Origin of the sequence: Shewanella sp. MBTL60-007 (assembly GCF_019654915.1) — a bacterium.
Classification (GTDB): domain Bacteria; phylum Pseudomonadota; class Gammaproteobacteria; order Enterobacterales; family Shewanellaceae; genus Shewanella.
Genome location: NZ_BPET01000088.1, coordinates 1 through 12,813, shown reverse-complemented (window position 1 = coordinate 12,813; position 12,813 = coordinate 1). Strand labels below are relative to the sequence as shown.

At 41.1% G+C, this 12,813-nt stretch carries 12 protein-coding genes, 1 tRNA gene and 2 pseudogenes; 11 read left to right on the top strand and 4 right to left on the bottom strand.

Annotated features, from left to right (window positions below; all coding sequences use genetic code 11):
• Positions 1-101 precede the first annotated feature (101 nt).
• The 3 genes from K5Q92_RS22480 to dnaQ all read right to left on the bottom strand — a co-directional run bounded on the left by K5Q92_RS22480 (position 102) and on the right by dnaQ (position 2,374).
• Positions 102-178: transfer RNA gene (locus tag K5Q92_RS22480), tRNA-Asp, on the bottom strand.
• Positions 179-300: 122 nt separating this feature from the next.
• Positions 301-1,623 carry a TIGR03503 family protein gene (locus K5Q92_RS22475; protein WP_259649676.1) on the bottom strand — a complete coding sequence of 441 codons (1,323 nt, stop codon included), beginning with the start codon at positions 1,621-1,623 and terminating at the stop codon, positions 301-303.
• 22 nt (positions 1,624-1,645) lie between these two features.
• Positions 1,646-2,374, bottom strand: coding sequence for a DNA polymerase III subunit epsilon (gene dnaQ / locus K5Q92_RS22470; protein WP_220771081.1), 729 nt, complete (start codon positions 2,372-2,374; stop codon positions 1,646-1,648).
• Positions 2,375-2,446: 72 nt separating this feature from the next.
• Between dnaQ and K5Q92_RS22465 the strand changes: the two are divergent.
• From K5Q92_RS22465 to K5Q92_RS22445, 6 genes and pseudogenes are all read left to right on the top strand, one after another.
• A pseudogene (locus K5Q92_RS22465) lies at positions 2,447-2,701 on the top strand (RNase H family protein); the annotation flags it as partial.
• A 52-nt stretch (positions 2,702-2,753) separates the two neighbouring features.
• Positions 2,754-3,104, top strand: a pseudogene (locus K5Q92_RS24540) (recombinase family protein); the annotation flags it as partial.
• A 177-nt stretch (positions 3,105-3,281) separates the two neighbouring features.
• Positions 3,282-4,427 carry a recombinase family protein gene (locus tag K5Q92_RS22460; RefSeq protein ID WP_259649674.1) on the top strand — a complete coding sequence of 382 codons (1,146 nt, stop codon included), beginning with the start codon at positions 3,282-3,284 and terminating at the stop codon, positions 4,425-4,427.
• Positions 4,424-4,885 carry a ribonuclease HI gene (gene rnhA, locus K5Q92_RS22455; protein ID WP_220771079.1) on the top strand — a complete coding sequence of 154 codons (462 nt, stop codon included), beginning with the start codon at positions 4,424-4,426 and terminating at the stop codon, positions 4,883-4,885. Before K5Q92_RS22460 ends, rnhA begins: the two co-directional genes overlap by 4 nt.
• A 714-nt stretch (positions 4,886-5,599) precedes the next feature.
• The gene (locus K5Q92_RS22450) at positions 5,600-5,779 is read left to right on the top strand and encodes a hypothetical protein (protein WP_220771078.1); all 180 of its coding nucleotides are present in this window, start codon (positions 5,600-5,602) and stop codon (positions 5,777-5,779) included.
• A 165-nt stretch (positions 5,780-5,944) separates the two neighbouring features.
• Positions 5,945-9,283: a hypothetical protein gene (locus K5Q92_RS22445; protein WP_220771077.1), complete on the top strand. Its 3,339-nt coding sequence runs from the start codon at positions 5,945-5,947 to the stop codon at positions 9,281-9,283.
• A gap of 494 nt (positions 9,284-9,777) precedes the next feature.
• Here K5Q92_RS22445 and K5Q92_RS22440 read toward each other — a convergent pair whose 3' ends face one another.
• Positions 9,778-10,428: a recombinase family protein gene (locus K5Q92_RS22440; protein WP_220771076.1), complete on the bottom strand. Its 651-nt coding sequence runs from the start codon at positions 10,426-10,428 to the stop codon at positions 9,778-9,780.
• 392 nt (positions 10,429-10,820) lie between these two features.
• Between K5Q92_RS22440 and K5Q92_RS22435 the strand changes: the two genes are divergently transcribed.
• The 5 genes from K5Q92_RS22435 to K5Q92_RS22415 all read left to right on the top strand — a co-directional run.
• The gene (locus tag K5Q92_RS22435; RefSeq protein WP_220771075.1) at positions 10,821-10,967 is read left to right on the top strand and encodes a helix-turn-helix domain-containing protein; all 147 of its coding nucleotides are present in this window, start codon (positions 10,821-10,823) and stop codon (positions 10,965-10,967) included.
• Positions 10,960-11,361 carry a hypothetical protein gene (locus K5Q92_RS22430; RefSeq protein WP_220771074.1) on the top strand — a complete coding sequence of 134 codons (402 nt, stop codon included), beginning with the start codon at positions 10,960-10,962 and terminating at the stop codon, positions 11,359-11,361. Before K5Q92_RS22435 ends, K5Q92_RS22430 begins: the two co-directional genes overlap by 8 nt.
• Before the next feature lie 68 nt (positions 11,362-11,429).
• Positions 11,430-11,747 (top strand): hypothetical protein, encoded by a 318-nt coding sequence (locus K5Q92_RS22425; protein ID WP_220771073.1) that lies wholly within the window; start codon positions 11,430-11,432, stop codon positions 11,745-11,747.
• Positions 11,747-12,028, top strand: coding sequence for a hypothetical protein (locus K5Q92_RS22420; protein WP_220771072.1), 282 nt, complete (start codon positions 11,747-11,749; stop codon positions 12,026-12,028). The genes K5Q92_RS22425 and K5Q92_RS22420 overlap by 1 nt, the downstream gene beginning before the upstream one ends.
• A 362-nt stretch (positions 12,029-12,390) precedes the next feature.
• Positions 12,391-12,813: hypothetical protein (locus K5Q92_RS22415; protein ID WP_220771071.1), on the top strand; the 423-nt coding region annotated here is incomplete at its 3' end.

Genomic DNA, 12,813 nt, shown 5'->3' with positions numbered 1-12,813 from the left:
CAACTGAACTACCGCTCCAAAACCTTGCTAGAAATCAATCATGTTGACTTCTAATGTTACTCGTTATGTCACTAACAAATAACTAAAATTTAGTACTTGATTGGCGGAGCGGACGGGACTCGAACCCGCGACCCCCGGCGTGACAGGCCGGTATTCTAACCAACTGAACTACCGCTCCACATCAAGTGCGGTGAATAATACGTAGAGAGAGGTAGTCCGTCAATAAGTTTTTTATAAGATCTTTACTGACTAGTCGAAAAACGAACAATTCGATTTTTCTAGAGCATTTTTCGACAGAAACTAGCTTTTTCCGACTTGATTATCAGTATCTTCCGGCATAGTCAGATCGATTTGGTCCAATTCGAGCAATACCTTTTCTCGGCGGATCTCTTTTTCTAGTCGCGCCTCCGTAGCGGCTAATGCTTTTTTAAGATTACTGCGTTTGCGAATAAACAATAAAACCACAATCCCAATAATCACTAAAACCACATTAATCGAAACAAGCAATACGATAGCCTTCTCTTTCGCCTGCAGCTCCTCTGCCTTTGCTATCGCTTCGGCTCTAGCGGCGAGCTCCTCCTCACTCGGTGGTGGTTCTGGTGGCTGGATAAGATTAAAGAATAGCTCTGGTAGAGTTAAATAGATCTCTCTGCCATCGCGTGTCGTGCTGACGGCATTGAGTTTTAAATCATAGCTACCGAAATCTATCACTCTCGGTAAAGTAAACTGAGTCTGTTTATCACTTAAGTGAGCCACAGTTACCGGAATAACCTTCCCGGTAGGTCCCATAATTTCCGCTTCGAGATGGGTTTGCTCTAGCAATAGCACTTCATCATCTATCTGAATGTCTAATGTCCAGATCCCTGAATCGGGCTTATCAGTCTCTAACAGTGCCACACTAATTGGCCTTTTAGACAACCTAAACTCCTGTGAGTACTCACGCTCAAGCACAGTGTTTTTTGCCTGAACCTGTAAGGTGTAATCCCCCCACGGTTGCTCTAGATTTAAATCACTTGTAAAAACACCATCATCGGGTTGCTCATCGAGTGCCTCACCGTTGTCTCGGTATGCACCAACGATTATGGTACCTGCGGCGTAGTTTTCATCTGCGGTATTATTTTTACTGATAAAGCGCGCCGTCCAGTTCATCATAAAATCGAGACCGGGCAAACGAACCTTCTGCTCATCACCGAGCAATCGAGCCGTTAACTTAAGGCGCTCACCTTGGAAGAGCGGCTGAGGAATGGCGTCAACATCAACCGTTAGCGTCGAGACTTTCTCAATCACTGAGCCCTCGACCACTTGCCCGAGCAGTTGCCAAGGACCAGGCATAGGCTTCTTGATGGTGATCATGTCACCGGTTAATCCCTCCATCCAAGTGACAGTGGCTTCGGGATGACGATTAACATACCATTTGCTGCCATCTGGACGCACTATCACCACTGGAGCGCTACCGTACTCACGGTGAATAAGTAAGGTCATCGAATCGACCATATGATCAATTCGAAAACGATTCTTCAGTTCGGAAGCATGATTTGAGAGCACCACATTCGCCAGTGCGACTCCACTAATAGAGAGGTAGCAGAGTACAAAAGCCGTAAAATGTTTGACTCTTCTAATCATATTGGGACTCATAAAATGACAGTTATCCGCGCCAGAGGCATTGTCCTGATTTTGCGACTAGGTCTAATCGCTCTTCGTGTCTAATCAGTTCATCGGCCGATGCGGCGATCACTTTAAGTTTTGATCGATTTGGACTTAGACGATTAATCCCGCCGCCCTCTTGTCCTGCTTTTTCACTAGAAAGGTTAAATTTGGTTTGTCCCCCAGTCATCAACAGGTAGACGTCAGCCAAAATCTCGGCATCGAGTAATGCGCCGTGAAGATCACGCGCCGAGTTGTCGATACCGTATCGTTTACACAGGGCATCTAGGTTGTTCTTTTGCCCCGGATGTAAAAACTTAGCCACTTCAAGGGAGTCAAGCACCTGACAGATATCTGTGGTCTTGGGCCCAAGAGGCTGTAGCATTGAGAATTCATGATCCATAAAGCTAACGTCGAAGTTTGCGTTATGTGCCACGATCTCTGCGCCATCGATAAACTCGATAAAACTCTGAGCAATTTCATGAAACTTGGGCTTATCTGCCACGAACTCATTGGTAATACCGTGGACCGCAATCGCCTCTTCATCGATCGGTTGCTGCGGATTGATATATTCATGATAGTGACGGCCGGTTAAACGACGGTTAATCACCTCGACACAGCCAATTTCAATAATACGGTGACCTAAATAAACCGGACCGCTGGATTGGTTCATACCCGTGGTTTCGGTATCGAGAATAATCTGCCGCTTTGCACTTGAAACAATATTCATATGAATTTTTACATTTCTCAGTTAAATTTTTTGGGTATACTCGCCCGCAATTATAGCTATGGTAGCAACTTGATGACTGGACTGAAACAGATCTCTATCTATACCGATGGTTCTTGCCTAGGAAATCCGGGTCCTGGCGGTTATGGCATCGTTTTAAAGTACAAAAAACACACCAAAGAATTGGCCGATGGCTTTTCTCTCACGACCAATAACCGTATGGAGCTACTTGCACCTATTATCGCGCTAGAGGTATTAAAGGTGCCGTGTCAGGTAATATTAACCAGCGACAGCCAATATATGCGTCAAGGGATCCCTTATTGGAATCATGTACTGACTGATGTAAACTACTGTCAATCATACTAAAATCATGTAATCAATCGTGTCTCAAGCTCAAATTATCAGCTATTCTCGCGTATCAAGTAGTTCTCAGAAAGATGGCTCAAGTCTTGAAATCCAACGAGACGAGAAAGTATTAAACGACCTAAGCGAGAAGTACAATTTACCAATATCCCAAACATTCTACACTGACGTTGCCTCTGCCTACAGTGGTAAACACTTAAAAGGTGAATTAGGAGTATTTCTTGCTGCGGTAACTAGTGGTGATGTAGCGCAAGGTTCGATACTTGTAGTGGTATCGCTTGACAGACTTTCTCGCCAATCTCTAAGCACAGCTAAAGCTCTCTATAGTACGTTAATGACTTCAGGTATTCGTATCTATTCAATAATGGATTCGTGTTTGTATGAGCCTGATTGTGAGTTATCAGAGATACGATCAACACTTGTATTCTCAAGAAGTAGTAACGAGTCTAAAACCAAGTCATTCCGAACTTTATCAAAAGCCCACCAAGTAATCGGAGACCACCAGCGCGGAGTACGTACCGCTGATGGATACGCGTACAAGGTAAGTATGGGGAATGTTCCGTGGTGGATTGCTATCAGGAAAAAGGATCTCGCAGTAATACCGCACCCAGAATACTTTGATACTGCCAAGCAAGTTATCAAATTAATCCAGCAAGGTAATGGGATCAAGAAAGTATGCGCATGGCTTAAGGAGAAGCACTCAGAGAAGACTTGGGGACATAGTACTATCGCTGGGTTTGCTAAACAGAAAGCGTTGTATGGTGAGCGTACCGTATCAATACAAGGCACTGATTATGTAATGGATAACTACTATCCTGCGCTGGTGGACAAGTCCACTTATTACGCATTGCAAAAGGTGAAGCGTAAAGCTGCGCCTAGCAGAAATACAACATTGGTATCATTGCTAACAGGTATCGGTATCACCCGTTGTATTCAATGTGGTTCACCAGTGAGCCAGCAGATAGATTATTCTCATGGTAAGCCCACTATTCGACTATTCTGCTCCGACCGTACCAAGAAGATTACAGGTTGCTTAGGTTGGTCATTAAAAGCAGCATATCCCGAAAGAGTGTTATTTAATGAATGCAAGTCTTTGGTCTTTACTGACACTGTAAAGGATACAAGTACACTTGATAGCTTGCTGGCTCAGAAAGAGGAGCAGCAAAAAAACATTACCGACATTCAAAATGCGATTGCTTCTGATCCCAGATTGGTTGTTACTTTAGCGCCTGCAATGACTTCTACATTAGACGTTATCGACCAGTTAAATATAGACATTGATGCTGAACAAAAGGCTCTTGCAGCGTTAACTACTGAGTCCTATAGCATGGAATTGTTTGATGAGTGGAATCAACAATCTGATGCGGCACTGGTGGAGTCAGATACCGATTTGCGGAGTTCGGTTAAAGACTTGATTCAAAGCATATTCAGTAAAATCGAAATAGGTAAGCTTGGAGACCGATTTACATTCGTGTATACAGCTGTTACAGGTAATATGGCTGCAGCAGTAATGACTGGAACCCAGCGTAATCAGCAGTATCTGCCTTTGGCTATGGTGAGCAATGAAGATCTAGAGGGTATTAAACAACACCAACCAGAGATAGCACACTTATTCACGACTAGAGACCTGCTACGTCAGCATGTAGCAGAATTAGATTTAGAGAAACAGACATACGGTCAAAAACCTATATGAAAACAGTAAAAATATACAGTGACGGTAGTTGCCTAGGAAACGGGAAATCAGCTAACGCTGGTGGCTATGGGGTGGTTATGCTCTACGGTAAGCACAAACTTGAACTCAGTGAAGGCTATCTGAACACTACAAACAACCGTATGGAAATGCTGGGAGCTATTGCAGGTCTTGAGATGCTAAAAGTCCCTTGTAAGGTAGAGCTATATACTGATAGCCAATATGTAATCAAGGGAATGAACGAATGGATCAAAGGATGGAAAGCAAAAGGATGGATGAATAGTCAGCGTCAACCAGTTAAAAACCGCCAGTACTGGGAACGACTCGACTCAGTATGTCAAAGACACCAAGTGAATTGGCATTGGGTCAAAGGTCATTCTGGTCACCCAGAAAATGAAAGATGTGATTTACTAGCTAAAACAGCTGCAGAAACTGCAACGATACCAGATAGTTCTGATTAAAACATTTAGTTACTTTTATCATGAATTTGAACTCTCCTACTTTTGATAGTCATTAAAAGTAGAAGCTTATATTTTAGAGTGCTCACTTATACAGTGATCCAAGAGTGACCGCTAATATTAAAAGTGATCTTTATGAATTGGAATTAGATTAAGTAATTAATTTCGGTACGCGCTGGCGAAGCCAGAACTTAGATAACATTCAGTAATTGAATAGAAGTTAACCGCATTGCTGCGTTGTATCTAAATTATCTAGATCTTTATTTTCGCATTGAAAAATACAAGAGGAAACATGATTTACTTGATCTAAATCAATGACTCGGGGAATAAACCTCGATTCGTATGGTTTTTGTACTCATCTCATATGTAACTGAAAGCATATAACATAACGTGAAGACCATTTAAGCCTCTCATTCGAGAGGTTTTCTTTATACTCCCAACAGTCAAACCGAACAAGAAAGCAGATAATTTTTACACCTTAATATTGAATATTAAGAATGACTTGTTAAAGAATTATGCTTACACCAATTCTCGCTATGATCATATCAACATTCGCAATATTTTAGACCTCCAACATGTCGAATACGTGTCTAGAAAGCTAGGCATTAATCACAAGGCAAACCGATCCAACCATTTGAATAACTCAATATTAATAGGTTTTTCGCTATTTTTGGCGACATAAATATATCAAAGAACATTGATAAAAAAGGATCGAGTATGAACGAAACACTAAAACCAATCTATGAGCAATACGGTCTAACTATTTGCGCTCGTAAGGTTAAGCAATCAAAAGAACATGTTTGTCGCTACGCCAAGAAACGCAGTTGGATAACACCAGCTAATAATCAAATAGCTGACAACGTGTTACAACTACTAAACAAGGTACAACTAAAATGACAAGCAAAACTTTTTACGATGGCAAATCATACAAGCAGCTAAGGTTGAACATTGATGTCAAATTGCTCGGCTTTCTGGACGCAGACCGTCCGCATGATGTGTCGCTAACTAAGCACATTACTTACATTCTAACTAAACACAGAGCTGTTAAAGAGACCCGCGCAAATGGAAAACAAAACAAGTAATGTCATTACCGACCTTAAAGTCGGATTTTGTAATTTTGGTGAAAACTGGGTAAAACCAACACCGATCACGGAAATTATCAATAAGCTACATTCTCAAGAGTACGCAAGCAACATCAAGTCTTATCAAGAGCAAGTCGTTATCTACGGTAAAGAAGCGGTCTCGAAATATGACCACATTCCGCTATTCATTCCACACTCGATTTACGAGAACACACGCAAGAGAACCGATAACGGTCAATGGCTATATGATACGTTTGAACTAAGCAATATTATTCATGCTGACTTAGACGGTGTCCCGTCAAGCGAATTTGAAAATGTATGGTCTAAGCTTGAAAACACCAACCCACTCTTTATGTTTAAAAGTCCAAACGGTGGGATCAAATGCTTCTGGGTTCATAGCTTAGAGTCGACTCTATTAACCAAAAGACTGTTTATGTTGGTTTGTCGTATGTTTGTTAAGGATACTCTAAACAAACTCGACTTAGGTTCTTACTATGACCATATGCCAACAACACCTAACTCAAATTGCTTCTTTTCTGGCGGTGATGGTTTCATTTTAAAGTCTAATGTCGATTGTTTTAAAGCAGAGCACGTCCAAGATCTTAACCCATATCTAAAAGATGTTGCGCTGTTGGATGAAGAAAAAAGACGTCTTGAGAAAGTGATTAATAACAAACGCGGCGAAGTTGAGGTCGTCGGATGGTCTGAGCTTTCAGAAGAAAGACGCGCTAAGATTGATGCTAAGATCGAGAAGTTTGCAGATGATATGCTCCAAGACGTTTTGGCTACTAATAGTAAGTCTAAGGGAAATAATCAATCGTATCGGTTAGCGTGTTGTTGTAAGGGTCTTGGTGTGGGTTATGACCGAGCTGTAATCGAGTTGAGTAAGCTTAAGTCAAGACTACATGGCGCAGCATGGTGTCCAAGAGATAAAGCTTCAGCAGCGTTTCAAGGGGCTTCTAATAGTGAAGCATTCAACAAAAATGTTTCTAACATTCCAGAAGAAAAACAGCTTATCAAGATCAACGACTTTATCAAGACAAGTGAAAGAATACCGACCCCGACTTTCAATGACACGCGCGTTTCGCTTGATGCTGCGAGTGGAATTATCAAAGACGGGATCTTAGAAATGGTTTTGAAGATTGACGGTCAAGGTGATCAGTTTCTTGCGTGGGTAATAACACCAGGCACTGGTAAATCAGAAGCGGTCAAAGATAGCGTTTTCGAGATAGTGAATGGCGGCTACAAGGTTGCTTATTACTTAGATAATAAGCGTGACATGAGAGAAGTTGAAGCGGATTTATTCAACCGTTGCCCAGTGGTCAAGGTTAATGATAATTGGTCTTATCGCAAGTTCACGACCTGCATCCAGACTCTCAAAGGTCGAGAAAGTTTTATCGACACTGATAAAGAGCCAGAAGATCCAAAAGACCACGACTACCGCTTAATGTGTCATATGGCTGCTACGATGAAGCAGAAGCAGATCGAAACCGCTTCGACTGGGTTTCCATTATTAGCTAACTATTGCGCTGGTGAATGTATCCACGGTCTAAATGGGTGCGGTACGAAATGCGAATATCTACAACAAATGCGCACCGATGCTCAAATACGAGTATATAACCACGCATACGCTCACGGTAAGAAGTCCAACTTTGAAAACCGCGAAGCGTGGATCAATACTCGGTCTCGTGGTTGTGGTGTGATTCTTATGTCAGGTGATTGCGATAGTCAAGACCGTCAAGACGTGGTCTTAGATACCGATAAAGTTGTGTCGATAGTCGATGAAGACATTATGAAAGACTTAGCTAAGGTTGATGCTGTTACCACAGCAGACATTGAGGAAATCGAGACCAAGGACTTTAGAGTTGACTTGTTGCGAAACTATTTGCCAGAGGACGATAAAGACCAAGCTAAGTATGGCGCGGTGCTACGTGGATACAATGCGCTAGGTGGTGAGACCAGCAAACAGTATCAGTTAGAGTTTATTCGTAAACTGGTTGAGGTTGCTCGGACTTCTGAAGAAATAGCGGTTTTCGTTGAAAGCGAGCTAGAGCTGTTATTCAAGGTTGATGAAGAAATACGACTGAATAATAAGGCCGGAGCGTTGTTATCTGCGACTGAAAAAGGTTGTGATTACATGCTAAGACACGGTCTTAATCCTAACAGTTTCAATGCTATTACAGGTCTATCTCGGTTATGTAAGTTAGAAAACTATGGACATTTCGTGGTCGTGCCTAATGGTGCGAAGTTTATGTTTAAGTATTTCAGAAAGTCGAAAGTTAATCTTGCTGGTTCTGTTATCCAGTTAGACGGACACGCGGTCGAAGATATTCTAAACCGTGGTTACGGTGTGGAGTTTGACTTTAGACGTTTGTGTGTTGAGTTGCACAAAGACGCAAATATTGTCCAAGTCCATAACTCTACAGGCAGCAAACAATCGCTAACAGCGTCAATCCAGTCCGATAAGAATAGACCACGGTTTGACAAGAAAGTCGCAGCAATCGCAGCTAAGGTCGGTCAATGCTACTCAATCGGGTCTAAGTCTATCGCTGAAAGTATGGGTCTTAAGTTTAGTATGACTTACGGTGCTTGTCGTGGTTCTAATGCCGTGTATCACGGTATGTTAAAGGACGGTAAGACGCTGCTAATGGTCAACGACTATAAGATGAATGTTGACGGTGTCGAGTTGATATTTCGCGCATTCTATCCAGAGTTAGGTAGTCCTAATCTTAGTTACAACGACAAATCTGAGTTTGTCCGTGAGATGAAGAATGGCATTCACGAGAAGACGCTAGGTCGTAGATTTGATTGTCCTATTGTCCATTCAATATACGACTTTTTATCTCGGTCTGAGGTTGAGCAAGGCATACACCGCGCTAGACCTGTTAGATATGGTGCTAATGTTGTGTGTTTATTCAATACAGTTTTAGACTTCCCTATCAGCGAGACCGTTAGTCTTAACGATTACTTAGGATTAGTCGATGGTCGTTCGGTGAAGTCAGATACTGTTAAGAATGCGAATGTCGAAACAGTGGTCGATAGTATGAAAGCACAGGGCGTTGAAGCTATCCTTGATAAACGTAAAGCGTTTATTGACCACGGATTGACAGTAGACCAATTCAAGACATTGAAACCTACACCAGAGCTAATGGCGCAACATGGTCTTGAGACTCATGAGGTTGTTTTGGTTGACACTGCGAGACGTAAATCAACTGCTAAAATGTTTGCATTTCCTGATGCTAACTTAATGTCGATTGACTTTGGTAAGAAGAAGTTTAGAGAAAGCAAAATAGTTAATGTTGTTAAGATTAAATACTAACGAACGGTACTTTGTCCCGTTTTCGAAGGTTGCTACATTTTTGGTGGCTCTATTCCATATATAATATCTATATGGAATAGCCCCTTCATTTTTGTAGCACTTTTCTTCCAAAGCACAACTAAACAACGTGCATTACACGCAACATTCAATAGAACACTTTTTGAACACAACTTTAGAAATCATTTTCTGGCGGCGATTTTTGTGGAATTAAAAAATCATGGTGGTTTTAGTATACGTGCGCGTATCCCCCTATAAGTGATTTTGACAATATTGAAAAACGGGTTCCTCAATTGATCATGGTCGGACGTTCTCGACTTCTCTAATTCCATTTAATGTCTAGTCTGAAAAGTTGTTTAGAATGCACTTAATGAAAAAGACCTCAGTCCATTATGGATTGAGGCCTTTTAGTTATTCGAATATGGTGTCTAATTGACTCAAGGAAGTCTGCACCGAAATAGTATCCCAGAAGCATGACACCGATGCAGTCCAGCACTTTACTTATTGATACCACGACCAGCTAGACGTTTATCGATCCAGCGATAAAGAGTCGCGCGACCTACTACAACCCCCATTTTTTCCAATTCAGCAATCATTGTAGTTTTCTTGATACCACTATCAATCATTCCCATAATAGCCACCGCATGATCGTCAAGCTTGTGCTTTACTTCAGCACCTACCTTACGACCACTTGAAAGACCCTCTGATTTTCTACGTGCGTGAGCAGCTTTAGCTTTAAGTGACCTTTCCTCTGAGAACTTCACAGCCGCGTAAGCTTCACCAATTGCGATGAATACCTTAGCAAGATCGTTAGTGTCCTCTGGCGCAATGGTGGTCTTTGAATAACAGAAGTGAAGCGCACCACCTCGTGTGGTAATAGAAGTGATCGTGTTAAGCACAGCGTGAATATTATCACGACCTAAACGAGCAACATCTGATACTAAGACAGCGTCATCATTCTCAACAGAAGACACTAAGTCTTCAATGCCACGAGTTTTCGCATTCGTCTTTGAACCAGAAATGTGGAACTCTTTCCAGTTGTCAATCTTTAGACCGCATTCCTTAGCATAATCTGAAATGACCTTTCTTTGGGTCGAGCTGTCTTGCTTGTTTGCGTCAGAAATACGGACATAAGCAGTGATGGTCATTTAATAAACGCCTTGTTCAAAATCTAAACTGCAAGACTAGGTGTCTCACTTAATGATTGGCATTATCGTTATATGAGACACAATAAGCAAAGTTTATTTTCTCATTTAGTGTTTACATTAGATGAGACACCATGGGGATATATCAATTAAAACCACATGCTCATAATCAAATATTTGGTCAAGCTTCTACCGACCCTAAAAGAACCTTTATAAGTAATTCCTAATGTTTTAAAGAATCCTGCCATTCTGACACCAACATTTTCCCAACTAACTCCAGATTTAGCACTAACTAATATTACTGTTTGTGCTATCCCTGCTCTGTTTCTGATCCACTTCAGCCTTACTAAATACCAGTACAGGAACTTTAATCAAAATGGCAGGAGTTATCGAAAATGGATAATTTTCAAACTAAGAAACAACGCAACGATTACATGAGAGATCTTTACTCTCAGGGCGCAAACATTACCGAAATTGCAAGGATCATGAGCTTATCAAGAGGGACTGTATACCGCGCTCTACAAGGTGGCAGTAATGACTAAACCAGCAACCAAAATCGAAAACCTTATAGCTGAATATGGAATTGATAAAACCATCAAGATTACAGGTTGTAGTGAACGCGCAATCTACCGTAAGCAAGCAGCAGAACGTAAAGGTGAAAATGCCTTTACTGAACATGAAAGACGCTCAGTGGACTTTACACTCGAGCTAATGGAAGAACTGGAACTACTTCACCAAGAAGTTGAGAACCAGTACCAAGAGAACCAATACCTACAAAAGCAACAGTTTGGGTGCTCGTTGTATGACTTAATAAAGCGCGGTTCGGCTATTCGTGAGACTTATCTCGATGAACATGCGGATCACTGGTTCAAGCAACAATGTGAACTTGTAGAACAAGACGGGCGAGCGTTGTTACCACTGCACCAACTGCGATAAACACAATATTAACCTAACACAATAATGAGCGTGTTGAGGTTAAGTCTCACACGTACGGGAATGAGACTATGAAAACAAATACAACTAATACTGCTCATGAAATCATCATGGAGCGCACTAAGAGAAAAGCAATCATGGCACTAAGAACTAAACAACAAAGAGCATTTGAACACCTACAGGAGCTTGAGCAAGAACTAAACGAGAGCGAAAGTTTCTCGGCATTGTTTGACGAATATATCGTTGAAGCAGATAGCGAGGATCTAGGCCGTATCAATATTGACCTAATCACCAAGAAGCACCAAACAGTGATTTCAATCAGCGTTCTAAACGAATACGCACTGAGCAATGAAATGAATGCAGCATTAACTAGAATGGCGTTGATATAATGATTACAGACATAAGACAAATGGAATATACCTATCACGCAATGATTGAAATATTAGCGCGTGATAAGCAATTGGTGTTGCCTACAAGCGGTGAACTTTCTGGACTGTATGCGAGTATCGCCAAGCGCATATTAGACCGCGACCGCGCTAATGGTAATGACCGTATGCAGCAACAACTAGCCAGTGCGTTAAATGCAAATATCGACTCAGACGTTTCAATGATCCGAAAAATGATTGAAGACCAAACTCTAGTATCTTTATTAAAGACAAAGAAAAATTAATGTTATGTTGTTCACAAAATCCCGCCATTTCGAGCGGGATTTTTGTTTATAGATTGGTTTAGATTAAAGTTCAATCTATGGGTAAATACTAATATTCTTGCTTGTATTTCTTGAGGTTGCCCAAGAGCTGCATATGACGCTCTCTTTTACTTATAGTTGCTTACAAATTTACTTTTAAATCATGAATATAACGTATATACAAATTACAACAAGTTGCTGACTCTATCATTACTGGTGAAATTGCCTATAGTTACTGGACTTGTTTACAACTAACTAGCTATTATTATTGATTTAAATCTATTCTAAGTGTCCATTATTTAAGGTATCATCACTTAATAAGTGGAAATCGAAATGGAAGTCTAGTGCCATCTAAGAATGACAAAACCTCAACATGGTTCGTGGTTGTAATTACAAGTGTAATTACTGCGTGTTTTTGCTTACTCATAGTGTGGGTTGCTTTCCAACAATTTTCAGCACCGACCCTTTTGAAGTACACTGGATTTGCTGAGTCTTTTTTATTAGCAGATCCTGATGCTTTTAGTGATAGACACGATTTGTATGAGCTAGGTGAGATGGTTAAAAGCGGAACACTACTAAGTGTTGATGATGTCTGGTCATTACAGAGTTCTTTTTATACAACGATAATTACAGTTTTAATAGCAACGAACGCACTTCTAGCTGTATTTGTTTTCTTTTTCGTCAATGCAACCTCTAATGATAAAGCAATAGAAGCCGCTGAAAATTATACACAAAATTATATTTCAGGTTCTGAATTTACTGACAAA